The organism is Methanobrevibacter millerae (genome assembly GCF_900103415.1).
Lineage (GTDB): Archaea > Methanobacteriota > Methanobacteria > Methanobacteriales > Methanobacteriaceae > Methanocatella > Methanocatella millerae.
Map to the genome: position 1 here is coordinate 42,144 of NZ_FMXB01000006.1, position 23,887 is coordinate 66,030.

Consider the following 23,887-nt stretch of genomic DNA (forward strand, 5'->3'; position numbering starts at 1 on the left):
AAAATAAATTAATATACAGTATGATTTTAAGTATTATTATCCCCACATATAATGAAGAGGAATATTTGCCTCTCCTTTTAGACAGCATCAAGATGCAGAAATTCGACGATTACGAAATAATTGTCGCCGATGCCAATTCAACAGACAGAACCCGTGAAATTGCTGAAGAATACGGCTGTATCGTGATTGACGGAGGCCTGCCTGCTGTCGGAAGAAACAACGGCGCTGAAGTGGCGAAAGGCGAATATCTATTATTTTTGGATTCCGATTTAATACTTACGGAAGATTATTTGAGGGATACTATATACGAGTTTCAAATGGAAAGGCTTGGAATAGCAATTACCCAAATGGAGCCATTATCCAAAAAGAGCGAAGACAAGCTATTGCACAAGCTGGCTAACCTCTTCATGGTAAGCGTTGAGAAAATCAAGCCACACGGCGCAGGATGCTATGGGATAATAGCCAAAAAGGAACTCCATGACAAATGCGGAGGATTTGACGAAAGCCTGACTTTTGGAGAGGACAGCGATTACATCAAGCGCCTTGGAAAAACCGAACGCTTTAAAGTATTGAGAACTCCAAAAATCGGCGTTTCAACAAGAAGACTTGAAGAGGAAGGAATCGAAACGTTAATAAAACAATACGGTAAAAGCACATTGAATGACTTTACGGGCAAAAAAACCGATGCCGAAGATTTGAACTATAATTTCGGGCATGATGTGGAGAATATGAGCAAGGACAATCTTGACCGCTTTGCAGAGGAGTCAGAAAAAATCAGCAGAATGTTTGAAAAGTACGATAATTCGGTTGAAAAAATCAATACCGCCAAATCCTACTTTAAAAAGTCAAAGGCATTGAAAAACAGGCCTCGCAAAAGGGTTTTCTACTGTGTCTGCGGTGAGGGAATGGGTCATGCGATAAGATCAGCCGTCATAATTGAGAGAATTAAGGAGAAATATGACGTTTACGTATTTTCACATGACCGGGCATATAAATACCTGAATGAAAAGTTCGATAACGTGTATGAAATCGGCGGATTCAACACAGTTTACATCAACAACAAGGTAAACAATACAAAAACGTTAATCAGTGCCATAAAAAGAAATCCAACCAACATCAAGGTGGGATATCAGGAACTGTACAAAAAGGCGAGAAGCCTGTCACCGGACGTTATCGTTACCGATTTTGAGATTTATGCGACAATGGTATCCAAGCTTCTTCAGATTCCTTTGATAAGTCTGGACAATATCCATATGATTACCCAGGCTCAAATTGACTATCCTCCACACCACATGACTGAAATGCTTAAGGCCAAGGGAGTAATCAAGAGCTATGTCGTAAGGCCGAAATTCCACATCATGACCAGCTTTTTCTTCCCGAAAGTAAGGTCCAAAAAGAATGCTGTGATTTATCCGCCCGTAATCCGTGAAGAGATTTTGAAATTAAAGCCGACCATTGAAGATCATATCGTTGTCTATCAGACGAGCAAGGAAAGCGTAAAGCTCGTTGAACGCCTCAAGACCCTTGACGAGAACTTCATTGTATACGGATTCAACATGGACAAGGTTGACGGTAACCTAAGGTATAAAATGTTTAACGAAGATGAATTCTATGACGATTTAGCCAGCGCAAAGGCAGTTGTCTGCAATGGAGGATTCACGTTCATATCCGAAGCAATTACCCTTAAAAAACCTATCTACAGTGTTCCAGCCATCGGAAACTTTGAACAGACCCTGAACGGATTTTACGTTAAGAAACTGGGTTACGGCGAATATCATGAAAACATGAGCGCCAAAAAACTTAAACTCTTTTTAAGCAGGCTTGACAAATATCAAAACAAGTTAAACAACGTTAAAAAGTATAATAATGACGGTATTGTTCGAGAACTGGAATATCGTATCGAAAAGTACTCCAGACACTAAAAAAAATAAGTTAAAGGTGGAACTATAAAGTTACACCCATATCCAACTGTTCGGTTAATTCCTTATATCTGTTTCTGATAGTTACTTCAGTGACGCCTGCAATGTCTGCAACGTCCCTTTGGGTTTGCCGCCCACCGAGAAGAACTGATGCAATGTATAATGCAGCAGCCGCTACACCGGTAGGTCCCCTTCCTGAAGTCAATCCTTTTTCCATTGCCTTTTCAATGATTTCAATAGCTTTGGATTGAGCTTCACCGGACAGTCCCAGTTCACTTGCGAATCTTGGAACATAGTCAACCGGAGAGGTTGGAGGCAATTTGATGTTGAGTTCCCTTGTAAGGAACCTATAGGTTCTGCCTACTTCCTTTTTGGTAACTCTTGAAACCTCAGCGATTTCATCCAGGGTACGAGGTACGTTGCACTGTCTGCATGCTGCATATAATGAAGCTGCAACTACACCCTCAATACTTCTTCCACGGATGAGCTTATTGTCTACAGCGCTTCTGTAAATGACAGATGCGGCTTCCCTTACGCTTCTTGGAAGTCCTAATCTTGAAGAATCCCTGTCCAGTTCGGACAATGCGAACGCAAGGTTACGTTCGGTTGCACCGGAAATTCTGATTTTCCTTTGCCATTTTCTTAGTCTGTACCATTGTGCACGGTTTCTTGCAGGAATATCACGACCGTAAATATCCTTATTCCTCCAATCGATCATGGTACTTAAACCTTTATCGTGAATAGTATATGTAATCGGAGCGCCGACCCTTGTACGTTTATCTCTCTGCTCGTGGTCGAATGCCCTCCATTCAGGACCCATATCCACCAGGTTCTCATCAATAACTAATCCGCAATGAGAACAAACAACTTCCGCTCTTTCATAATCTCCTATTAATTCTGTGGAACCACATTCCGGGCAAACCGCTTTTTTACTTTCATCTGCTTCTTCTTTTTTAGCCCTATCTGACCTTCTTCTACGTTTTGGAGCTTGATTCATTTCTTCTGACGTGGTTTCATCCTCCTTTTTTTATTTTTTCTTGATTTTGGTTTTGATACAAATAGTTTTTCGCCATAATTTCTTTTAATCCGTTCTATATCCGCTGACTTGAATAATCGGATTGAAATGTATGGCTGTTTGGTAGGTCCGAAAACATAGCTCACCTTACCTATTTTGTTTTTATTGCTGTCAAAAACAAGACCGCCTGCTGATGGCGTCTGCGAGGATCTTGCTATCAATTTACCGGAGTTTGCTATATGTAACGAATTTCCTAAAAACTTCATAAAATCAAACTAAAAATTAAATCTGTATCGTTTATATATTTAGAATATGCTACTATATAAAGGTATCGATATATTTATATATAAAATAATTTTATTATTTAAATAATTTTATATTTTTATCTGAGACCGACAATTTCCGACAGGGATTTGCCTGAGTTCAGCATGTCGACGATATTCCTCTCCCCGATTTTAATCTGCAGTGTCTGAAGGATAACCTCTGTGAAAAACTCCTTCGGTATTACAACAACACCACTTTCATCGCCGAATAAAAAGTCACCGGGAGCTATTTTAACGGATTCGAGTTCCAAATCTATGTTTATTTCACCCATACCCAAAGCCTTGCCTGCATTTGGACGGAAACCGCAAGCGAAAATCGGATAATCCATGGTTAAAAGGGCATCCATATCACGCACGCAGCCATAAATCAGCGTGGCCTTAACGTTGTTGTTCTTGGCGCAGGTTGAAGCAAGCTCGCCCCAAATGGCTGCGTCCATACCGCTTGTTTCAACAAGCAGAACGTTGTCTTTAGCCTCATCAATGGCCAATGTGATGGTTCCCCAGTCGTCACTGCCAGTTTTGGAAGTAGTTATTCTACCCCAGGCCTTTAAATTGTTAATTGACTTCAAATTATAAATAACACCTGATCGATGAGCGATTTCATTGAATGCGTCTGAAATCTGGCAGGTGGAAACCTGATTTAAAAATGAATTCAGATTAATGTATTTTTTGTAGTTATCACCGTTATAAGTCAAATCATCTATTGTAATGCCGTCCAATGTAATATCTTCAAATTTAATCTGTTTATTTAAGTCTTTTTTATTTTTTAACAAATCCTGAGGTTTTATTGACATTAAATCACCTATTCTAATAATCACTATAATATTATGTTGACGATTAAATAAAAAAATTTCTATGGAGAAAGAACTGAAGTAAAAACAAGTCAACATCAATGTTTTATTTGTGAGAAAAACTCACAAATCCCAAAAAAAACATTGATTCACCAACTTAAAAATGAATTTTAAAAATAAAATTCAGTGGAGATAAACTATCTCTATTTCATGGTTCTATTTTTCTACTTATTTAAATTTTTTGTTGAGCACGGATGCAATTACCAAGTTAGCTTTTCAAGACCATTACCTACTCATAAACTAATTTTGGGATTAATTTAACGGCTATCATTAAAGTTTCACTCGATATCTGCCCGCGCTTTAAAAATAGAGGTGGTTAATGGATTAGTTCTGCATCAGGATTTTAATAATCCAGAAGCATATAAAAACCAATGCCTTCAAAGAAACATTGATTTTCACTTCAAATGATGCTCTGAAATCCATAGGTGACCTCCCTTTAAGTTGGTGATTATTGGCAGACATTCAGACGCTATTTTTAAAAACTCTAAACGTTTCATATTAACATCCTAATATCTTTCAATAATAATCGAGTAGGATTTACATATATTTTTATTTCAAAGCATATAAACCTTTTATTTTTGATATAAAGTTCAAATTACTCGTTGAAATCAATATTGCCTCAGGAGAGTAATTTTTCACGACAAAGTAATTTCAACCCAAGAAAGTAAAAATCAACATCAGCCCAAAAATAGCAAATAAAAAACCGGATTAACTGTTATGATAATATCAAAGGAAACTTTACCAACAATAAACTAATTCAATAGAATACAGCAATCATCAATTGATAATGCCATCATTCTAATCATTAATTAATATCGCCAAAACAATATAACACATTTTATATATTAGTTTTTTCATAATATTAATTGTAGTATTTAAGAAAATACTAAATTATTATATACTTAAGAGTTCATTTATTCATTATTATCAATTTATATCAACATTTGATTATTAAAAAAAGGAGAAAATTTAATTACAAAAGGGATTTAGAGAAAAAAGAAAGGAAATTAAATTAAATAACCATTTAATAATTTAAACCCATAATTAGATTTTCATTGTACTTCGGCTCTTTTTAGTGTATAATAGGATTAAATAAAAGGAATGTTTATCGTATAATTTATTTATTTGCCTAAAAATCACGTTAATTTTTAGAAAAATATAAATTAGCCCGATTAATAAGCTAGGAGGCTTAAATATGGGAAAAGGCGAAGAATTAACTACAACAAAATATTTAATCCATGCGCAAATTACTGCAAATGGAATTGTAGAAAAACCTGACGTTGTCGGAGCTGTATTTGGACAAACCGAAGGTTTATTAAGTAATGATTTAGATTTAAGAGAACTGCAGAGAACTGGAAGAATTGGAAGAATCCAAGTCAATATTCATTCTAACAGCGGAAGAGCTAAAGGTGAAATTGTAATCCCATCTAGTTTGGACAGAGTTGAAACCGCCATTCTCGCAGCATCCCTCGAAACAATCAACCGTGTCGGACCTTGTGAAGCCGAAATCCAGACTTTAAAAGTTGAAGATGTTCGTGCCGTCAAAAGAGAGCAGGTTGTTAACCGTGCAAAAGAAATCTACAAAAACATGGTTGAAAGCGTCGGTCCGGCAAGCATGAAAATGATCGAGGAAGTCAGAGAAGCAATGCGCGTTCACGAAATCTCCGAATATGGTGACGACAGGTTGCCTGCAGGCCCTAGCATCCACACTTCCGATGCAATAATTGTTGTTGAAGGACGTAGCGATGTCTTGAACTTACTTAAATACGGCATTAAAAATACCGTTGCTGTTGAAGGAGTAAGCGTTCCACAATCCATTGGAGAGTTAAGTAAAAAAAGAACCACAACCGCATTTGTTGACGGCGACCGTGGCGGAGAACTGATCTTAAAAGAACTCCTGCAAATCGGTGACGTGGACTACATTACCCGCGCTCCTCAAGGAAAAGAAGTGGAAGACCTGGAAAAGGACGAAGTGCTCATTGCGCTTAGAGACAAAGTCCCTACTGCACAATTTTTAGCTAATCACAACATTCTTTCAGACAATGACGATAATAATTCAAGAAGACGTGACAGACATCATTCCAGAAGATCCAACAACAGATACAACAAACAGCAGCCTGCTGTAGAAGAGGTTGAGGATGACGAAGTCACTTTAATGAAGGATATGTTAAAGGAATTTGAAGGCACCGGTAACGGAGCCATCCTGGACGAAGCATTGAATGTGACAAAAGAGGTTTCAATAGAAGATATCTATGAAGAAATCAAAAACATTGAAGGCAATGCAGATACAGTCATATTTGACGGCATCATAAGTCAGAGAATGGTTGATGTTGCATCCAAAAAAGGAATCAAAAAATTGGTTGCATTCAAATCCAACATAGTTAAAAAACCTCACAACTTGAAAATCATTACAATAGAATAATACTATTGTTTTTAGAGGATAAAACCATATCCTCACTTTTTTTATATTTTTAACCCCCATAACACCGGAAAAATAATTGCTGTAAATTATTTATATTAATAAGAACAAATATTATTAAGGAAACAAATTTAGGAGGGAAATTAATGAACATTAATATTGAAAATTATTATTCAACCAGAAAAACAGCTTTTGAAAGATTTCAAGAGTCCAGTACACTTACAAAAGTAGTGATGTCCTTTTTCATGGCATGCATTACTGGTTTAATGGCTCAAATCATTATTCCTCTTCCATGGACCCCCGTTCCAATTACCGCACAAACCTTTGCAGTATTATGCTCAGGCCTGTTTCTCGGTAAAAAATATGGCTGCTTAAGTCAGATAATTTACATTGTTTTAGGAATTGCATTCATCCCATGGTTTGGAGGAATGACCGGCGGGTTGGATATGGTTCTTGGATCCACAGGAGGATATTTCCTTGGATTTTTAATTGCATCCTACTTTGTAGGATACATTGCTGAAAAATACACACATTCACGCAGCTTTACCAAAATGCTCGCAGTTATTGGCGTTGCCAACTTTGCATGCATCTACATTCCTGGACTTTTAGGATTAGCCTTATGGTTCTATTTAACACAAGGCACCGTATTGGGAATTGCAGATTTATTAATAATGGGTCTTGTTCCATTTATCTTTGGAGACCTCATTAAAATAGTCGGTACTGCCGGTGTATCAAAAGTATTTTTACCAAAAGAATAAAAGGTTAAGATTTTAACCTTTTTTACTATTTTTTAAGATTATTATGAAGATTAAGTTAAGAGGCCATCATTTGCTGTGCCTTCAGGGATTTCAGGGCTACGGCTACAGTGAGGATTTCATATCAAACATGACCTGCATCAATGAATTAAGAAAATATGAGGATTGTGTAATTACCTTAACGGATAAAACAGACGATATTTGTACTTTCTGTCCGAATTTAAACGATGATATTTGTGAAAACAAAAAACAGAACGAAATGATTGAGAGAATGGACAGGGAAGTCCTTCAAAAACTTGATTCAAAAAAAGAATATAACGCCATCGAATTATTTGAAGATGCGTCAGAGAAATTCAATACCATTAAAAGCGTTGAAAATATCTGTTTAGGGTGCAAATGGAGAGAAGAATGCTTATTTTACAAAAAATTGATATGAAAACGATACATTTAAATACTACCTAACATAGAAATTAATATGTTGTTATGTTACAACATAGTCCCGTAGGGTAGTGGTAATCCTTCTAGGCTTTGGACCCGGAGACGGCGGTTCGACTCCGCTCGGGACTATTCAAATAACTTTTTTTACGAGATTTTTTATGGAAAAGCTATTGCTTATTGGAATTAATACAAGAAGTATGCTTAAAAGCGCGTTAAAACTGGATTATGACATTTATTCCACCAGCTATTTTTCAACTTCAGACACGCCTCAGATTAAAAACCAAAAAATCATTCTTCAGGAAAAAGACAATGAAAGCTGCGGCATATTTGAAGACAATTTCAAAAGTGAAAATGTTTTGGAGATTTCAAAGGACTTCATTGACGAAGTTGACTACATAATACCTATTTCCGGAATCTCTCCAATCGAGTTTTCAAAAAGTGATCAAAAAAAGATTCTGGGAACGAGAGACGTTTCAAACATTGAGGACAAATACAAGTTTTACAGGAAAATCAAGGATGAATTTAAAACACCCAAAACTTTTTTAATAAGAGATGTAGATGAAGCCATCGAAATCAGCAAAAATAATCCTGAAGTTAAATATATTATAAAACCCGTTAAAGGATCCGGTGGTTATGACATAAATCTTTTAAATAATGATAGCTACATTCAATTAAACGATGGTGAAAATTATATGCTCCAGGAATACGTAGAAGGGATAACATTAAGCTCATCGGTTCTTGCAAGCAAGGACTGCAAAAGGACGATTATGAACTCAAGGCTTCTTACGGAGAATGATTTCGAAAAAAATGACAGCTTTATCTATATAGGAAACATTCTACCCCTTACAAATGAAAGCATAATGGCTAATGTTAAAAACATCGATGATATAAACAGGAATATGATTGAAACATCCGAGAATCTGGCCCGCAAATTCAATCTGATGGGGTCCAACGGAGTGGACTATATACTTAATGAAAAGGGGCTTTACGTGATTGAGATAAATCCGAGGATTCAGGGAACCTTCGAATGCGTAGAGCAGTCACTTCAAATCAACATGCTGGACGCCCACATAAAATCAAGCCTTAATGAGGAAGTTGAAATTCCCGAAGCAAAGTACTACAGCTATAAAAGGATAATCTATTCGCCATGTCGAAACATATATTCAAAAATAAATCTGGACAATATCTACGACATGCCGCATATCGGCTCAATTACCGAAAAATCAGAACCATTGCTGACGGTTATAGATAAAAACAGCGATTTTAAAAAACTATATAGTGATGTTGAAAAAAGCTCTGAAATAGTCAATCAGATATCTAGAAAAAACCGACAAGATGCAAAATAAAAATCAGGCATCCTATAGTGATTAAAAAAGTAGTTGCAATCATGCCGTAAGTCATCCAAACAAACAATTTCGCCTTATTATCAGGATCCTTAAAATATTGTTCTATTGGATTTCTTCTCATATTAACACCGAAATTATTATAAAAAATTTTAAAAAAAAGAAAATGAAAGAATAAGAAATAATCTTATTCTATAGTCTCTTCAGCTGCCTCATCGGCGGCCTCGTTTTTCTCCATGACAGACCTAATCATTTTCAAACGAACAAAGTTTTCCCTTTCCATTTCTTGGAGTCTCATATCAATATACTTTTCAGTATTTTGGAATCTTGGAATCATAATGTGTTCTAAAGCATTAACCCTACGTTTGGTGGATTCGATTTCCTCAGCTAAAAGGAAAATGGTCTTTTCCACTTCACCAAGTTCAATTAAATACTTAAGAGATTCCTCGAATTTTTTAGCAGCTTCGTCTAACTGAATGGTAGTGTCTGAAAAACCGTAACCCCTGTCAATGATGGATCTTTCCTCCATCTTGATGTTGGTTACAGGCACAGCCACACCCATAACGCTTCTTGAAGTGATATCAACGTCAATGGATTCCTTGACTGAAAGTGATGCTTTCCTAACAGCCAGGTCTCCCATTGCAATTTGAGCTTCAAGCAATGCGTCATTAGCTTCCTGTAAACTTCTTTCTGCGTCTTCACGAATACCTTTAACACGATCCAAGATATCAAAAAATTCTTTGATTAAAGCATCCCTTTTTTCCTTAAGCAAACCGTGCCCTTTAACGGCCAGTTTGGTTCTGTTTTTAAGAGATAATAACTCCATCCTTGTTGGATTAATTCCATCAATAATATCTTGTGCCATTTAATCACCTGTTTTAAACAAATGAATTTAATCTTTTGGAAGGTATTGTTCGACAAATTCTTCTTTAACCCTTTTGAGTTCTGCTTTAGGCAAGATTTTAAGTAAATCCCAACCGAGATCCAAGGTTTCAAAGATAGTTCTGTCTTCATCTTTGCTTTGAGTGATGAATCTATCTTCAAATGCTTGAGCGAATTCAAGGAACTTTTGGTCCCTTTCCGTAAGAGCTTCTTCCCCTACAACCGCAACCAGGTCTCTTAATTCACGACCTTCTGCATAAGCGGAATAAAGCTGGTCGGATACACCACTGTGGTCATCACGAGTCTTGTCTCCACCGATACCACCACTCATCAGACGTGAGAGTGATGGAAGTACGTCTACAGGAGGATAAATACCTTTCCTGGAGATTTCCCTGCTTAATACAATCTGTCCTTCGGTAATATAACCGGTCAGGTCAGGAATTGGGTGGGTAATATCGTCCTGAGGCATAACCAAGATAGGCATCTGAGTGATTGAACCTTCTTTGCCGTCAATACGTCCTGCTCTTTCATAGATACCTGCAAGGTCAGTGTACATGTATCCAGGATAACCTCTTCTTCCAGGTACTTCTTCCCTAGCTGCTGAAATTTCCCTTAATGCTTCACAGTAGTTGGTCATATCTGTTAAGATAACCAGTACCTGCATTCCTAAGGTAAATGCGTAGTATTCAGCAGTGGTCAAAGCCATTTTTGGAGTCAAGATCCTTTCGATAGCCGGGTCGTCAGCCAAGTTCATGAATACTGTTAATTTTTCTAAAGCTCCAGTACGTTCGAAGTCTCTCATAAAGAAGTTTGCTTCTTCGTTTGTAATACCCATTGCTGCGAAAATTACTGCGAACTCGTCGTCAGCACCTAATACTTTAGCCTGTCTTGCAATCTGTACAGCTAAATCGTTGTGAGGTAAACCAGATCCTGAGAAAATAGGAAGTTTTTGTCCCCTTACTAAAGTGTTCATTCCGTCAATGGTAGAGATACCAGTTTGAATAAATTCTTCAGGGAATTCACGGGAAGCCGGGTTCATTGGAGCACCGTTAATATCCAGTTCTTCGTCAGGAATGATTTCAGGTCCGCCGTCAATAGGTTTACCGATACCGTTGAAGATACGTCCCATCATGTCTCTGGAAACACCGATTTTTGCGGTTTGACCAGTGAATCTGGTTTTTGTATCTTTGGTGTTCAAATCATTTGTTCCTTCGAAAACCTGAATAACAGCAACGTCTTTAGTTACTTCAAGAACTTGACCACTTCTTTTTTCACCAGTAGGTGTTTCAATATCTACAATTTCATTGTAACCAACGCCTTCTACTCCTTCAACAATCATCAAAGGACCGGAGACTTCAGATACAGTAGTATATTCTCTAGTTTTAATATTTGTATTCATTTTTAAGCCTCACTGCATTGTTTAGTAATTGCTGCTTGAATTTCTTCAATTTTAGCATCAAAAACATCCTGTGGGATGTATTTCATTTTACCAATTTCTTCTTTTACAGGTAATGCTACAATATTTGCAATTGGAACACCTCTTTGAACTGCTGCAAGAGATTCATCGTAGAACTTAAGGATGGTTTTCAACATCTTATATTGTTTGTCTGGAGCACAATATGTGTCTACGTCATCAAATGCGTTTTGTTGCAAGAAGTCTTCTCTTAACATACGTGTAGTTTCTAAAGTAGCTTGGTCTGTTTCAGGTAAAGCGTCAGGACCGACCAATTGAACAATCTCTTGAAGTTCTGATTCTTTTTGTAAAAGACTCATTGCTTCGTCACGAGTAGCTCTCCAATCGGCTGCTACGTTTTCAGCCCACCAGCCTTCAATGCTGTCTACATACAATGAATAGCTTTGCAGCCAGTCAATTGAAGGGAAGTGACGTTTATCTGCAAGGGATGCGTCCAAAGCCCAGAACACTTTACAGATACGCAATGTGTTCTGTGTAACAGGTTCGGACAAGTCCCCACCAGGAGGTGATACTGCACCAACTACTGAAATGGAAGCAACATTTGATTCGGTACCGATAGTTTCTACCCTTCCAGCCCTTTCATAGAACTGTGCCAATCTGGATGCCAGATATGCTGGGTAACCTTCTTCCCCTGGCATTTCTTCTAATCTTCCTGAAATTTCCCTCATAGCTTCAGCCCATCTTGAGGTTGAATCTGCCATGAGCGCTACATCGTAACCTTGGTCACGGTAGTATTCAGCGATTGTAATACCTGTGTATACACATGCTTCACGAGCTGCTACCGGCATGTTTGAAGTGTTTGCAATAAGAACAGTTCTGTCCATCAGTGGGTTACCGGTTTTAGGGTCGTCAAGGAATGGGAACTCGGTAAGTACCTCAGTCATTTCGTTTCCACGTTCTCCACAACCGATGTAAACAACGATGTCTGCGTCTGCCCATTTAGCCAGTTGCTGCTGTGTAACAGTCTTACCTGATCCGAAAGGACCTGGAATGGCTGCTGCACCACCTTTAGCTACTGAGAAGAAAGTGTCCTGTGCTCTTTGACCAGTGACTAATGGAATGTCTGGGTCTAATTTTCTTACATAAGGACGACTTCTCTTTACAGGCCATTTCTGGAGCATTTGAACAGCTTCGCCATCAATTTCTGCAATATCTTCGAGTACAGTATATTCGCCTTCGGATGCAATACTGGTTACTTCCCCTTCCATGGTTGGTGGGACCAATATCTTGTGCAAAACAGCGGTGGTTTCCTGTACTTCACCAAGAACGTCTCCTCCGGTTACTTTGTCACCGACTTTAGCAACAGGTTTGAATTCCCATTTTTTCTCTTTGTTAACGGAATCTACGTCAATACCTCTTGCAATAAAGTCACCAGATTCTTCTCTGATAATTCTTAAAGGCCTTTGAATACCGTCGAAAATAGAACTCATTACGCCCGGACCGAGTTCTACGGACAAAGGACCTCCTGTACATTCTACTACTTCACCCGGTTGAATACCGGCTGTTTCTTCATATACTTGGATAGTTGCGGTGTCGCCTTCTAACTCGATGATTTCTCCGATAAGCTTTTGGTCACCTACCCTAACCATCTCAAGCATCTGGGCTCCTCTCATACCATCTGCGACAATAACAGGCCCAGCAATTTTAATAATTTTTCCTTCAATAATCATTTAACCATCTCTACCCCGATAACTCTTTTAATAAGATCGTTCATTTGATCAGATGACCCTTCGGAGGACCCATCTTTATCAGGTATCTCAATTATCATTGGTAATACATCAGAACCAATTTTCCTGTTTATATGTTCTCTAATTTCATTAGCTAACACTTGTGTAATGATAATAATTGAAATCTCTTCCTCTAAAAATTTGTCAAAAGCAACAATTGCTTCATCGGCAGTGTTTACAACCTCTGCCTTTTTAACTCCACCAAGTCTAAATCCAGATACAGTATCTATATCACCAATAATAGCTACAGAACTCATATTAACATCTCCATGATTTTAGAATTAGGGAAATCAGCTTCTCTTTTTGCTCTTGCAATAATTTTCAAGTTTTTAATTTCAGCTTCTTTTTGACTTAAATAACCAATAATCGGACCAATACCTAATGGTTTTTTAGAAGATAATGACTTTGCATGTTCTGTGACATACACATCCAATGCCCTTTCAAACACAGCAACTGAACCAGTTTCATTGTACTGCGGAACGACATCGGTTAAAGCTTCAGCGTATTTTGTACCTTCTAATCCAGAAATTACGTTAGTAACGTCTGGTGAATCCATTAAATCTTTAAGTTTCCATTCACGTAATTGATAACCGTCGGCCAAGATATAACTGGAAATATCATCGTATGATAAACCATCTTCTTTAGCCCTTAAAATTAATTTAAGGTTATCAGCATCGACTTGAGTTCCTATGTATGAATACAGGATTTGCCTATTTTCATCGGAAGGAACGTCAGGAGAATGTAATAATTTGCCTAAGTAATATTTATCTAAAGCAGATTCTAACGGAAGAATCATATGATTTTCCTCATATTCAGGAAGAGCGTCTTCTAATACGGTAGCATATTCGGTACCGTCCAGACTTGTGACAATATCTGTAACATTATCCGCATCAACCAAAGAATTTAACTCTTTATATAGTGATCCGCTAGGGATTAATAAATCTTTAGTTTCTTCAGGACTGAGACCTACTTCCTTAGCAGTTAAAAGACTTTTGATATTGTTAATATCCGTTTTCTTGGACATTACAACAAATGAGTCTTTTACTTCCTTAGGAGCGAGCCTTGCGATAAAGTCATAGGTGTCTGCACGATGAATGTCCAATGCTTTATCAAGAGGATAGTCCTCTAATACATCTGCGTATTCAGGAACGCCTTTGAGATAGTTTTCTACCTCTTCGACATTGTTAGCTTCAACCATTTCGGAAATCTGTTTCTCATCAAAGAGTCTTCCTTTTCTAGCTCTTACTCTTGCACTAGGATTGAGATAAGGATAAATATCCAGTATTGGTCTAGATGTAATGATTACAACTACAGCACCCACAACAAGAATTGCAAGAACACAAACTGCAATAAATGTTTCCGGTGAAAGTCCGATTGAACTCATTAATGTAGCAATTTCATCAGCCATAATTTCTCCCTCCTAATTTTATTTAAATAATACATTTGCAACTTCACTACGTAAAATACTTTTAAATCTTTCCAATCTAGATTCAATAGTATTATTCACTTCAATATCTCCGCTTTTGGTTTTAACAATAGCTCCACCAATAGTATCAATAGGTTCTCCTAATTGGAAATTTACATCGTCAATTTGGAAAGTAGAGACATTATCGCCCAATTGACTCTTGAACTTTTGGGTGTCCTTTTCGTTTAATTGAATAATTAAATCCTTGGCACCGAGTTCGTCAACTGCTTCTTTTATCATTTTAGTTAATGAATCATCATATTCTTCGCTGTCTGAAGAAGCTACGTCTTTCAACTGAGCAGTTGCTTTTGTGAAAGCAGCTTCAATTACTTCTTCTTTAGCGCCTAATTCTGCTCTACGAGCATTCATCTTAGCTTCAGAGATAATTTGCTGATATCTCATATCAGATTGTTTTTTACCATTTTCTAGAATTTTATTTTTTTCTGCGGCTGCAGTTTTCTCAGCATCAGCGTTGATTGCTGCGATTTCTGCATTTGCTTCCTGCATGATTATATCAGCTTTCCCTTGGGCTTCAGACATAATGCTTGAAACAATTTTATCTGTGCCTGAGCTCATATAAATTGCCTCCTTAACCTAAGATTCCACCGAATACCATGAGTAAAATAGCAATCAAGAAACCGTAAATAGCCTGAGTCTCTGGTAATGCAGAGAAAATAATACCACGTGCAAACATGTCGTTGTCTTCTACAATTGCACCAACAGATGATGATGCTGCAAGACCTTGTCCCATACCGGAACCTAATCCAGCGAAACCGATGGATGCGCCTACACCAATAGCTACAATACCTGCTTCAGTTGATAAACCTGATCCTCCACCTAATAAACCGGAGAATACAAGTAATAAGATTGCAATCAAGAAACCGTAAATAGCCTGAGTCTCTGGTAATGCAGAGAAAATAATACCTCTAGCAAACATATCGTTATCTTCAGCAACTGCTCCTACGGAACCTGCTGCTGCCATACCTTGCCCTAAACCGGAACCTAATCCAGCAAAACCAATTGCTACTCCAGCACCAATAGCTGCTAAAGCAGTACCTAAAGCAATTTCTACCATATTTAATTCACCTTTAAATAATATTGATTTTTATTTTTGTTTTTTTAAATTTAAATGAAAAATTTTTAATTTTTAGTTTTTGTAAATGTCCTTTCTGCTTTAAAAGCTTCGAATTTGTTTTTTCCACCCATGAAGAACTGGGAGAAGAATTCAACATAATTCAAACGCAGAGCGTTAATGAATGCACCTAAAACTTGGAAAGCGAAGTTTGCAATGTGTCCACCAATAAATATGATGATTGCAAGGATTATTCCAACAAATGGAACCATATTATCAATCATTTGAGCTAAGATGTTAACTGTCATAGCAATACCGCCCGTAGCCAGACATAAAGCTAAAAGACGAGCGTATGATAAAATGTCTCCCATAAATCCGAATATATCCATTACTCCATATGCACCGTTAGCATATACCAACATTCCAATACATGCAATTACTAAAACACCGCCCAATGCGTATCCAATAATACCAATTGAAGGCATTAAGTATCCAAGTGCTAATAAAATAACACCAGCTTCTAAAACAAACCAGCATAATTGAGATCCGATAGCTTCCTTTTTGTTACCGTATCTGAAGTTATCAATGGCTCCTATAATGAAACCTAAGTTAGTATAAATAACACCAATAATGATTGCAATTATCAAGATAGTGTCTGGATGTTTGAATGCTTCAACAGGAGCAAATACTGTCGGCAATCTGAATCCTGCGATTCTTTCTGGGAAATCCCCAATGAAACCATTGGTTAACAGACCCAATATTATTGCCCACAAACCGGACCATATCAAAATCCATCCGAATGCGTGCATTGTTTTATTGACTTTACCTAAGCCTTTCAATAAAACAACACCGATTAATGATACGATTAATCCGTAAATTGCATCAGTCAAACAGAACCCAAAGAAGATTGGGAACATAATTGCAACGAATATTGTTGGATCGATTTCATTATAACGTACTGGTGAGTACATATCAACAAGATATTCGAAAGGTTTGGAATACCACCCATTTCTCTGCAAAATAGGTACATTTTCATCATCTGTTCCTTCAACTTCAATCAGTTCGAAGGCACAGTGACCGTCAGAGGTTTTTTCTACTAATTGTTCTACCTTTTCGGTGTCATCGACCGGCACCCATGCCTCAAGCATGTAAGCATCTTTGGTTTGAACAAAAGAAGAAAGAATCTCGTTCTTTTCTTTTTCATTTTCTAATTGTTCTTTGAGAGCTAATATTTCGTCATCATATTGCTCAGCGACAACTCTTAATTCTGATTTAACAGTTGCACGTTCTGATTCAATAGCGGATAACCTGGAATCAGCGTTTGAAATAATCTGTTGAGGAGTTCCTTCAACGTTTCCTATTTCAATTTTCTCAAAGTCATATTTACGAAGTGTTGAGTAAACCTCATCACTATATTCTTTTAAAGTCACCACAACGATAGTTTCATAATCTTTGTCTTCGCTTGGGACCGTAAACATATCTAATTCGTCAGTCAAGTTACTTAATTTAGTTTTGATTTCTGAAGTAGATTCAACATTAATCCTTCCAACAGTAGTAGAAGTGTACTTAGAATCTTTTAAAAGAGCTAAATCCATGTCAAAATTAGATAAGTGTCTAGCTAAACTTTTATTAGACTTTAATTCACTTGTTTCGGAGTCGAGAGCGGCTAGTTTACCCTCAATAACGTGAGTTTTACCTCCCACTTGGTCTAATGTTTCTTCAGCTTTTGCAATGAAAGCTTCAGTATCCAAATCTTCAACTTCTTTTTGTACGGGAATGTCTGGACTAATGAAAGACATTATAGTATCTTTAATCCCATGGCCTTCTGATAAAGAATTTCCCAAAAGTTCAGATATACCGTTTGTTTTCATTAAAAGTGAAGATAACTTACCAGTATAAGGTGTAGCTTTTGCGGGAGTAACTAATTCCGCTAATTCAGGATCTTGCTGAATACTATCAGAAATATCGCTGATTTGTATTAGTCCCTGTTCGTGGAGAGCATCCACTGTAGGAGCTACATACTTTTCCAACGTAACTATTCTAATTTTTCGCATTCTAGCTGTCTTGAACATATAATCTCACACTACAAAATATTTTTGACAATAATTGAAGCAGCTTCATCCACATTGGTCATAGCGGCATCTTTCAATGATTTTACATCATTTTCAGAGTTTGCTGCAATGCTTTTAGCTTCTTCCTTAGCTTTATCTTCTGCATCAAAAACAGTTTTTTGAGCTTCCTCTTCTGCTGACTTCTTGGCCTCTGAAATAATTTCTTCAGCCTTCACTCTTGATTCATTGATTAAATCTTTTGATTGTGATTCAGAATCAATAATGAGTTGTTCAGCATCAGCTTCAGCTTTTTTTATCATTGCGATTGCGTCTGATATCTCTGCCATAATAAATCACCATGGTATATTAATTTTTATTTTGCTTAATATATATCTTTTACTATATTTTAGTGAAAAATAAATCAAATCTTGACTTAAAAACAAAAAACGATAACAAAAATAAAATATTTTTTTAAATAAATATAGTTATAAAATGAATTATAAAAAATAAAGAAAAAAAAGATTATCTATAGAAAAATTTAAGAATGCTAGGCGGTAATTTCATCAAATAAGCCAGAATAGCTATTAAAACAATGATAAAACCGATTATAAGGAAGCCAAAATTATATGGAACTGCCAGTATCATATAACCGCTGACGCCGATGACAATTCCTTCAAAGAAAAAGACCGCCTTGGTCCATTCAGGCTTGCGTGAAATTATGATGTAGGCAATACCCAGAAGTATCAGAATGATTGATGTGGCCAAAGTATCATTGGTTAATGTGTCTCCCCTGACAATAGGAAGAATTCCCACAAGTATTAACACTACTGCCAGTATCAGGCCCAGAAATTTAAAAGTTTTAACACGAGACATACATCAATATTTAAACAACTTAATATTTATATTATAGTAGTGATTTAAATGGACAGATGCGTTTGGGTTATATTGAATGAGAATTTTGAAATGCTGCTTGACGGACAAGTCCGCGAAAAAAAGGTTGTTGACAAGAAGTTTTCACCGGGAAGCGACTTGTGGACAAACGAGCTTCCGCAGCTTAAGATTAAAGATGAAAAGGTTCAAAGCGAGTATGATGAGTTTAGAAATGATATTTTAACATTCTTTTTAGAGCCTCAGGCCGATGAAGTGCTCATTAATGCTAAAATCGGCGAGGAATCCGAATACCTTGAAAAAATAATAATAAGAAAGATAGAAGAGTATAGCGTTGATGAAATAATCAGCTAAAAGAGCTTGTTTGCCTTTTCAAGAACTTCATCCATCGTATTGAATTCCAAATCTTCACTGTCTTCGGATTTGGTTTCAGTCGTTATTAATACGTGAGGTGAAGCCCACAGATAGCTGTACGTAAAGTATACGACATTTACAATTAATGCCAGGTAGAAATAAAAGAGACCAATCATCAGAAAGAGGATATGGACATAAAAATTGCCATACCTGTTCTTTTTCATCAGAATGAAATGATTCTCTTCCTGTATCTTTTTAAATTTTTTATCAGACAGTTCCTGAGAAATTTTATTCATTTCCTTGGAACTGTCCGCCTTTAATATTAATAAATCCATATTGATCTACAAATAAACCGTGAATTCATCGACTTCCTTTCTTGGAGTGTCCCTTGGCTCTGCATTGCCGTAACCTAAAGGAGTGAACAGTACCGGTTCTTCATTATCCTCCAATTTTAAAAATTCCCTTGCCTTTTGCGGGTTGAACGCTGCAATATAGCAGGTTCCAAGTCCGACACTGGTTGCCGCAAGGATAATGTGATCCATTACGATGGTTGCGTCAATGTCTGAGATGTTTTTATTGTCGTATTTTCTCACCCATGCCTTGTCCTTTAAGGAAACAACGCATAAAACGTAAGGAGCCTGCGTGAACCATTCTGCAGGATATACTTCACGTAAAGCCTCCTTATTTTTCTTTGTATCAATGACATAAACCTTAAACGGCTGGAAATTTACTCCTGTTGGAGCGATTGTGGCTGCCTTCAAGACATAATTCAGTTTTTCTTTTTCGACTTCCTTATCCAAATATCCTCTAACGCTGTATCTTGTATTGATTACTTCATCAAATTCCATTTTAATGACCTCTATATTCTATATCGTCCAAATCACAAAAACATCTGAAATCTTCTTCATCCATCTTTTCTTCATGGATATGCGCAATAATTCCCGGAACACGTCCTATGATGAAAACACCCAATCCCAAATCAGGAGTGAAACCCAAATCAGATAATATGGCAGCATTTGCACCATCAACATTCAATTTGATGTTCTTGTTTTGATAAACCAGATCTTCAATGGCCACGGCAAGCTTGATGTGAGGACCGACAAAGCCTTCCCTAATGGCCATCTGTATCAGCTTTTCCGCTCTCGGATCGGTAGTGTGATACCTGTGGCCGAAGCCGGGAATCTTTTCTTTTTTAGCATAATAGTCATTGTAAACCTCAATGGCCAAACTTGCAATTTGCTTGTTGTCCAAATCATTGTCTTCAGTCAGGAATAATGAATCTATGCTGGACTGGAACAGTTCCATCGTCTGTTCAATTGCACCTGCATGCTTATGGCCGAATGAAAGCAAGGCTCCGGCAACAGCGGAATTCATCGGCGAACCTGATGATGCAATGATTCTGGCGGTCTGCGTGCTTGGCGGAGTGACACCGTGGTCACAAAAAGAGACAAGGACATGATTGAACATTCTACTTTCCTTAATGGAAGGCAATCTTCCTTTCAAAAGCAAATAAACCATATCTCCATAACGTATTTTCTCAATTAAATCTTGTTGATTATATCCTCTTGTAGTTAATTTATTGGGTTCAACATTGGAAATTGCTGTTTTTAAAGAGTGTTCATTAACACGAAAATTATTTGCTTGCATGAAATAAAATTTAATTTGATTATTAATAAATGTTATATATTCTCCCAGGGAAATATTATAATCTCACGGTAGATTTCCGTGGTTCGACAAAACAGGACGGCCTTACGGAAACTATTCTGACGCCGCTGGCCCTCTGATTTCCTATTTTTATAAATGTGCCTAAAACCGTGGTGTTTCCGCCGAAACCCAATGGCCCTATGTTGGTTTCGTTCAATTTATGGCTTACGTATTTCTCTTCTTTTGATTGAAGGTCAAGATTGCCGTATACCATTGATTTAAGCATTAATGATGATGCTTCATAATGCGTCCTGCCGATGCCGATTGCGGGAATTGACGGGGTGCATCCCAAAAGCTTCAATGATTCCTTAAGCCATTCAATGGCCTCATTGATTACAGTGTCAAATGAACGCTTGTGATAAACCCTGTACGTCTTTGCCCTTATTTCAGGACCTCCTCCCTGAAGCAAAAAATGAACGTTAAGCGTGTCTGGATTTTGTGAGTTGTCGATTAAAAATGATGCGGGCTTCATTAATCCTGGATCGTCGAAAAGTCCCTGTGACTGCTCGATTCTTTCAATTGAATTTCCCTTAACGGCCATAGGCCTTGCCGGAAGTCTGTTTAACCCTTGATAAATGCCTTCATTAATCTGTGATATTAATTCGGAGGTGATTTCACGGTTTTTGCCCAATTCGATAATTACGTGAGGAATGCCCGTATCGTCGCATAGCGGGAATTTACTTTTCTGGCTGACTTCATAGTTTTCAAGAATCTGCTTTAATGCCCAGCGGGCGTTTTCATTAACTTCATTTTCAATGGCTGATTCAAGAGCATGCCTTTTATCTTGAGACAAATTTGTGCTGGCTTCAATTATAGAATCAGATACTTTATCGATAATATCCATTATAATCACTCAGGAACAGCTAAATCGGATGATTTTGGTGGTGACATGACTGCATCAGGCAAATATTGGCCTATCATCCTTTTGACCAGTTTGACCTGTTTTACCCTTGCGACTGCCTCTTTTTGAGTGGTGTCCCAGTTATGGTTGGCCGCAACGGAACCGCCGGTCTTTAAATACACCGGAGCAGCTACCTTAATGAACTGCGGAACCTCATAGTGCCTGATGAATCCTCCGGTCGATTTCGGGTTTTCCGTGTGCAGGTCAATCGGAATGTCTATTGCGTTTCTTATGGACGCAAGCATCGGTATCTGCAAATCCCTCACAGGATTTAGCGAATCAAGACCTATGCTTTCAAGAAGCTTTGCCGAAGCGGGATTTCCGTGTCCTGCATGGGCTGACATCTTGAAGTGCAGACTTTCGGGAAGCTCGCCGTCACTGCGCATCCTATTTAAAACGTACAATAATCCCTCATCATACAACAATATTCCCCGAACGCCAAAAGATGCTGCCCGTTTAACGTCTTCTATCGCATAAACGAGATTGTCATATCCCCTTAATCGATAGCCTATTCTGATTCCCTCTTTAGTGTGGACGGTAGCTGACGTGTCATAAGTCGCCCTTGGCCCTACAGATAAAAATAGCTCGCATTCAGCGCTTTTAGCCAAGTCAACCATTTCCTGGATATCCTCATCGCTTAAAAGCATTATGCCCTTGGTTTGGGTTACGCGATGTATTGTCAAATCCTGGTTATCGGCTTCACCTAAAAGAGCCTCCATTGTCTTAGGGGACTGGATTCCGGGAACTTCAAATCTGAACTGCCCGCCATCATTAAAGGTTTTTTCGGACACGTATCCGGAATCTGTTTCACCGATACCTATTTTATCCAAATACTGTTTAGTCAAATGCATTTAATACCCCTACAATGTCGCTCATTGAATAATTGACAATTTCATCAATAATAACCAGGTTATTAATGTTATAATCAGGATTCAAGCTCTTGAACTTGTCGATAAGTTCGCTTAAATCATAGGGATTTTCGAAATCTCCCTTAGGTATGAAAGTGATGTTCTGGAAAATGCCGTTTCTAAACTCATCGTCCAGTTTGATAATAACGTTTGAAGGCCTCTTATTCGGATACAATTCATTAAGCTTATCGTCTGAAAGTATAATCATCTTATTGACAAGATTCTTAATGCTGTTTACCTTATCGACTGTGGAATAGTTTTCAAAGAGTCCGTAGTCAACCAGCCTGTTGAGCTTGTCAATGTCCACTTCACCGACGACCAGTGATATTGCCACCGCATAAGGAAGGCTTTGCTTCAATTCTTCAAGGTTTTTCGGTTTAAAATTATTATGTTCTGCGGCGACATTGTACGTTTTAACGGCCACATTTTCAATATGGTTGTACTCTTCGCCCAGGCTTGTCCTCAGCTTTAATGCAGTATCTATGGAAGAGTGCAAATGCCTGCAGAAAGGATACTTTTTAAAGTAGATGTCCCTGACCCTGACCGTGCCGACGCTTTCAAGAACTGATTCGAATGAAAAGTCATCACTTTCAAATTCCTCACTGTCAAACACCATCGTTTTTAAAAATCCTTCAGAACCTTCAATTATGGTTTCGGCGCCTGTAAATCCGTTTCTTGCAAGAAATGCGGAAAGCAATCCATTGTAATTGGCCTTTCCCACATGAAGAACCTTTCCCATGCTTCCCCCATGATCGGATTCTAGAAGGCCTGCTGCCTGAGTTCCGCACAGTCCCAAAGCGTTCAATGTCTGGGATTCATCAAGCTTGAGGAGTTTGGATGCAACGGCTCCGGAAACGAAAGTTCCAATTGTTCCTGTTGTGTGAAAACCCCTGTTCCTGTGTCTTGGATTGACCAGCTTGCCCAAAAGGATTCCCACTTCATATCCTACAATGACCGCTTCAAAAAAGTCTTTTCCGCTTAATCCATAGGCTTCTGATATTGCAAGAGCCGTAGGAAATATTACGGCACCCAAATGAGCCTGAGCCTGTCGGTGACCATCATCCAGTTCCAATACGTGTGCAGAAATTCCATTCAGGAATGCGGCATCCAGTATGTTGGTTTTTACGTTAGGCTTTCCGATGATGGATGCGTCAAGGCCCAAATCCTTGCTTGTGCCAAATACCTCTTCAATCGTATTGAAGGCTATTAATGAAGAGTTTTCATTTGATCCCCTTATCGTGACACCAAGAAAATCAAGAAAAGCTGCCTTTATAGTGTTGACAGTCTCAACAGTAGCCTGTTCATATCGATAATTTGAAATAAATTTAGAAATATCCTGCAAAAACATAACAATCTCAACATTATTTATGTAAAATTACTAATAAATAGTTAACTTAA

Annotated in this window: 26 protein-coding genes and 1 tRNA gene; 7 read left to right on the forward strand and 20 right to left on the reverse strand. The window is 37.8% G+C overall.

Annotation, left to right across the window (positions count from 1 at the left end):
• Positions 1-20: 20 nt before the first annotated feature.
• Entirely contained in the window at positions 21-1,922 is a 1,902-nt protein-coding gene (locus tag F3G70_RS04630; RefSeq protein ID WP_149731533.1) for an MJ1255/VC2487 family glycosyltransferase, read from the forward strand.
• Positions 1,923-1,944: 22 nt separating this feature from the next.
• Here the strand turns inward: F3G70_RS04630 and F3G70_RS04635 are convergent, their stop codons facing one another.
• The 3 genes from F3G70_RS04635 to F3G70_RS04645 form a co-directional block, all read right to left on the reverse strand.
• Positions 1,945-2,916 carry a transcription initiation factor IIB gene (locus F3G70_RS04635; protein WP_149731534.1) on the reverse strand — a complete coding sequence of 324 codons (972 nt, stop codon included), beginning with the start codon at positions 2,914-2,916 and terminating at the stop codon, positions 1,945-1,947.
• The gene (locus F3G70_RS04640; RefSeq protein WP_149731535.1) at positions 2,913-3,200 is read right to left on the reverse strand and encodes a Gar1/Naf1 family protein; all 288 of its coding nucleotides are present in this window, start codon (positions 3,198-3,200) and stop codon (positions 2,913-2,915) included. Before F3G70_RS04640 ends, F3G70_RS04635 begins: the two co-directional genes overlap by 4 nt.
• Before the next feature lie 116 nt (positions 3,201-3,316).
• Positions 3,317-4,051, reverse strand: a complete 735-nt coding sequence (locus tag F3G70_RS04645) for an RraA family protein (RefSeq protein WP_149731536.1) — start codon at positions 4,049-4,051, stop codon at positions 3,317-3,319.
• Between the two features lie 1,252 nt (positions 4,052-5,303).
• Between F3G70_RS04645 and dnaG the strand changes: the two genes are divergently transcribed.
• The 5 genes from dnaG to F3G70_RS04670 all read left to right on the forward strand — a co-directional run bounded on the left by dnaG (position 5,304) and on the right by F3G70_RS04670 (position 9,066).
• Positions 5,304-6,530, forward strand: a complete 1,227-nt coding sequence (gene dnaG, locus F3G70_RS04650) for a DNA primase DnaG (protein WP_149731537.1) — start codon at positions 5,304-5,306, stop codon at positions 6,528-6,530.
• 149 nt (positions 6,531-6,679) lie between these two features.
• A complete protein-coding gene (locus F3G70_RS04655; RefSeq protein ID WP_149731640.1) occupies positions 6,680-7,285 on the forward strand; it encodes a biotin transporter BioY in 606 nt (201 codons plus the stop codon).
• A 43-nt stretch (positions 7,286-7,328) separates the two neighbouring features.
• Positions 7,329-7,718 (forward strand): DUF1284 domain-containing protein, encoded by a 390-nt coding sequence (locus tag F3G70_RS04660; protein WP_149731538.1) that lies wholly within the window; start codon positions 7,329-7,331, stop codon positions 7,716-7,718.
• Between the two features lie 59 nt (positions 7,719-7,777).
• Positions 7,778-7,849: transfer RNA gene (locus F3G70_RS04665), tRNA-Gln, on the forward strand.
• Positions 7,850-7,878: 29 nt separating this feature from the next.
• Positions 7,879-9,066: an ATP-grasp domain-containing protein gene (locus tag F3G70_RS04670; protein ID WP_149731539.1), complete on the forward strand. Its 1,188-nt coding sequence runs from the start codon at positions 7,879-7,881 to the stop codon at positions 9,064-9,066.
• On the opposite strand, the gene F3G70_RS12250 is transcribed toward F3G70_RS04670, so the two are convergent.
• The 11 genes from F3G70_RS12250 to F3G70_RS04720 form a co-directional block, all read right to left on the reverse strand.
• Positions 9,038-9,187 (reverse strand): hypothetical protein, encoded by a 150-nt coding sequence (locus tag F3G70_RS12250; protein ID WP_223166010.1) that lies wholly within the window; start codon positions 9,185-9,187, stop codon positions 9,038-9,040. The genes F3G70_RS04670 and F3G70_RS12250 overlap by 29 nt on opposite strands.
• A 63-nt stretch (positions 9,188-9,250) precedes the next feature.
• Positions 9,251-9,928, reverse strand: a complete 678-nt coding sequence (locus F3G70_RS04675) for a V-type ATP synthase subunit D (RefSeq protein WP_149731540.1) — start codon at positions 9,926-9,928, stop codon at positions 9,251-9,253.
• Between the two features lie 27 nt (positions 9,929-9,955).
• Entirely contained in the window at positions 9,956-11,344 is a 1,389-nt protein-coding gene (locus F3G70_RS04680; protein ID WP_149731541.1) for a V-type ATP synthase subunit B, read from the reverse strand.
• Positions 11,345-11,346: 2 nt separating this feature from the next.
• Positions 11,347-13,089 (reverse strand): ATP synthase subunit A, encoded by a 1,743-nt coding sequence (locus F3G70_RS04685; protein ID WP_149731542.1) that lies wholly within the window; start codon positions 13,087-13,089, stop codon positions 11,347-11,349.
• Positions 13,086-13,403: a V-type ATP synthase subunit F gene (locus F3G70_RS04690; RefSeq protein ID WP_149731543.1), complete on the reverse strand. Its 318-nt coding sequence runs from the start codon at positions 13,401-13,403 to the stop codon at positions 13,086-13,088. The genes F3G70_RS04685 and F3G70_RS04690 overlap by 4 nt, the downstream gene beginning before the upstream one ends.
• The gene (locus tag F3G70_RS04695; RefSeq protein ID WP_149731544.1) at positions 13,400-14,554 is read right to left on the reverse strand and encodes a V-type ATP synthase subunit C; all 1,155 of its coding nucleotides are present in this window, start codon (positions 14,552-14,554) and stop codon (positions 13,400-13,402) included. Before F3G70_RS04695 ends, F3G70_RS04690 begins: the two co-directional genes overlap by 4 nt.
• An 18-nt stretch (positions 14,555-14,572) precedes the next feature.
• The gene (locus F3G70_RS04700) at positions 14,573-15,187 is read right to left on the reverse strand and encodes a V-type ATP synthase subunit E (protein WP_149731545.1); all 615 of its coding nucleotides are present in this window, start codon (positions 15,185-15,187) and stop codon (positions 14,573-14,575) included.
• A 13-nt stretch (positions 15,188-15,200) separates the two neighbouring features.
• Positions 15,201-15,686, reverse strand: a complete 486-nt coding sequence (locus F3G70_RS04705) for a V-type ATP synthase subunit K (RefSeq protein ID WP_149731546.1) — start codon at positions 15,684-15,686, stop codon at positions 15,201-15,203.
• Between the two features lie 65 nt (positions 15,687-15,751).
• On the reverse strand, positions 15,752-17,755 hold the full coding sequence (locus tag F3G70_RS04710) for a V-type ATP synthase subunit I (protein WP_149731547.1): 2,004 nt from the start codon (positions 17,753-17,755) through the stop codon (positions 15,752-15,754).
• A gap of 11 nt (positions 17,756-17,766) precedes the next feature.
• Entirely contained in the window at positions 17,767-18,081 is a 315-nt protein-coding gene (locus F3G70_RS04715; protein WP_149731548.1) for an HrpE/YscL family type III secretion apparatus protein, read from the reverse strand.
• Between the two features lie 175 nt (positions 18,082-18,256).
• Positions 18,257-18,607, reverse strand: coding sequence for a hypothetical protein (locus F3G70_RS04720; RefSeq protein WP_149731549.1), 351 nt, complete (start codon positions 18,605-18,607; stop codon positions 18,257-18,259).
• Between the two features lie 48 nt (positions 18,608-18,655).
• Between F3G70_RS04720 and F3G70_RS04725 the strand changes: the two genes are divergently transcribed.
• Positions 18,656-18,976, forward strand: coding sequence for a hypothetical protein (locus F3G70_RS04725; protein WP_149731550.1), 321 nt, complete (start codon positions 18,656-18,658; stop codon positions 18,974-18,976).
• Here F3G70_RS04725 and F3G70_RS04730 read toward each other — a convergent pair.
• Genes F3G70_RS04730 through F3G70_RS04755 form a run of 6 tightly spaced genes read right to left on the reverse strand, consistent with a single transcriptional unit; the run spans position 18,973 to position 23,837 of the window.
• Entirely contained in the window at positions 18,973-19,311 is a 339-nt protein-coding gene (locus tag F3G70_RS04730; protein WP_149731551.1) for a hypothetical protein, read from the reverse strand. The genes F3G70_RS04725 and F3G70_RS04730 overlap by 4 nt on opposite strands.
• Positions 19,312-19,317: 6 nt before the next feature.
• A complete protein-coding gene (locus F3G70_RS04735) occupies positions 19,318-19,824 on the reverse strand; it encodes a nitroreductase family protein (RefSeq protein ID WP_149731552.1) in 507 nt (168 codons plus the stop codon).
• A 1-nt stretch (position 19,825) separates the two neighbouring features.
• A complete protein-coding gene (locus tag F3G70_RS04740; RefSeq protein ID WP_149731553.1) occupies positions 19,826-20,623 on the reverse strand; it encodes a citryl-CoA lyase in 798 nt (265 codons plus the stop codon).
• A gap of 55 nt (positions 20,624-20,678) precedes the next feature.
• Positions 20,679-21,524 carry a fumarate hydratase gene (locus tag F3G70_RS04745; protein WP_149731554.1) on the reverse strand — a complete coding sequence of 282 codons (846 nt, stop codon included), beginning with the start codon at positions 21,522-21,524 and terminating at the stop codon, positions 20,679-20,681.
• Between the two features lie 5 nt (positions 21,525-21,529).
• Positions 21,530-22,432: a peptidase gene (locus F3G70_RS04750; protein WP_149731555.1), complete on the reverse strand. Its 903-nt coding sequence runs from the start codon at positions 22,430-22,432 to the stop codon at positions 21,530-21,532.
• Positions 22,419-23,837 (reverse strand): MmgE/PrpD family protein, encoded by a 1,419-nt coding sequence (locus F3G70_RS04755; RefSeq protein ID WP_149731556.1) that lies wholly within the window; start codon positions 23,835-23,837, stop codon positions 22,419-22,421. Before F3G70_RS04755 ends, F3G70_RS04750 begins: the two co-directional genes overlap by 14 nt.
• Positions 23,838-23,887: the final 50 nt, after the last annotated feature.

Excerpts from the sequence above, each read along its gene's own strand:
- F3G70_RS04630 (WP_149731533.1), top strand. The coding sequence starts at position 21 with ATGATTTTAAGTATTATTATCCCCACATATAATGAAGAGGAATATTTG.
- F3G70_RS04635 (WP_149731534.1), bottom strand. The coding sequence starts at position 2,916 with ATGAATCAAGCTCCAAAACGTAGAAGAAGGTCAGATAGGGCTAAAAAA.
- F3G70_RS04640 (WP_149731535.1), bottom strand. The coding sequence starts at position 3,200 with ATGAAGTTTTTAGGAAATTCGTTACATATAGCAAACTCCGGTAAATTG.
- F3G70_RS04645 (WP_149731536.1), bottom strand. The coding sequence starts at position 4,051 with ATGTCAATAAAACCTCAGGATTTGTTAAAAAATAAAAAAGACTTAAAT.
- dnaG (WP_149731537.1), top strand. The coding sequence starts at position 5,304 with ATGGGAAAAGGCGAAGAATTAACTACAACAAAATATTTAATCCATGCG.
- F3G70_RS04660 (WP_149731538.1), top strand. The coding sequence starts at position 7,329 with ATGAAGATTAAGTTAAGAGGCCATCATTTGCTGTGCCTTCAGGGATTT.
- F3G70_RS04670 (WP_149731539.1), top strand. The coding sequence starts at position 7,879 with ATGGAAAAGCTATTGCTTATTGGAATTAATACAAGAAGTATGCTTAAA.
- F3G70_RS12250 (WP_223166010.1), bottom strand. The coding sequence starts at position 9,187 with ATGAGAAGAAATCCAATAGAACAATATTTTAAGGATCCTGATAATAAG.
- F3G70_RS04675 (WP_149731540.1), bottom strand. The coding sequence starts at position 9,928 with ATGGCACAAGATATTATTGATGGAATTAATCCAACAAGGATGGAGTTA.
- F3G70_RS04680 (WP_149731541.1), bottom strand. The coding sequence starts at position 11,344 with ATGAATACAAATATTAAAACTAGAGAATATACTACTGTATCTGAAGTC.
- F3G70_RS04685 (WP_149731542.1), bottom strand. The coding sequence starts at position 13,089 with ATGATTATTGAAGGAAAAATTATTAAAATTGCTGGGCCTGTTATTGTC.
- F3G70_RS04690 (WP_149731543.1), bottom strand. The coding sequence starts at position 13,403 with ATGAGTTCTGTAGCTATTATTGGTGATATAGATACTGTATCTGGATTT.
- F3G70_RS04695 (WP_149731544.1), bottom strand. The coding sequence starts at position 14,554 with ATGGCTGATGAAATTGCTACATTAATGAGTTCAATCGGACTTTCACCG.
- F3G70_RS04700 (WP_149731545.1), bottom strand. The coding sequence starts at position 15,187 with ATGAGCTCAGGCACAGATAAAATTGTTTCAAGCATTATGTCTGAAGCC.
- F3G70_RS04705 (WP_149731546.1), bottom strand. The coding sequence starts at position 15,686 with ATGGTAGAAATTGCTTTAGGTACTGCTTTAGCAGCTATTGGTGCTGGA.
- F3G70_RS04710 (WP_149731547.1), bottom strand. The coding sequence starts at position 17,755 with ATGTTCAAGACAGCTAGAATGCGAAAAATTAGAATAGTTACGTTGGAA.
- F3G70_RS04715 (WP_149731548.1), bottom strand. The coding sequence starts at position 18,081 with ATGGCAGAGATATCAGACGCAATCGCAATGATAAAAAAAGCTGAAGCT.
- F3G70_RS04720 (WP_149731549.1), bottom strand. The coding sequence starts at position 18,607 with ATGTCTCGTGTTAAAACTTTTAAATTTCTGGGCCTGATACTGGCAGTA.
- F3G70_RS04725 (WP_149731550.1), top strand. The coding sequence starts at position 18,656 with ATGGACAGATGCGTTTGGGTTATATTGAATGAGAATTTTGAAATGCTG.
- F3G70_RS04730 (WP_149731551.1), bottom strand. The coding sequence starts at position 19,311 with ATGGATTTATTAATATTAAAGGCGGACAGTTCCAAGGAAATGAATAAA.
- F3G70_RS04735 (WP_149731552.1), bottom strand. The coding sequence starts at position 19,824 with ATGGAATTTGATGAAGTAATCAATACAAGATACAGCGTTAGAGGATAT.
- F3G70_RS04740 (WP_149731553.1), bottom strand. The coding sequence starts at position 20,623 with ATGCAAGCAAATAATTTTCGTGTTAATGAACACTCTTTAAAAACAGCA.
- F3G70_RS04745 (WP_149731554.1), bottom strand. The coding sequence starts at position 21,524 with ATGGATATTATCGATAAAGTATCTGATTCTATAATTGAAGCCAGCACA.
- F3G70_RS04750 (WP_149731555.1), bottom strand. The coding sequence starts at position 22,432 with ATGCATTTGACTAAACAGTATTTGGATAAAATAGGTATCGGTGAAACA.
- F3G70_RS04755 (WP_149731556.1), bottom strand. The coding sequence starts at position 23,837 with ATGTTTTTGCAGGATATTTCTAAATTTATTTCAAATTATCGATATGAA.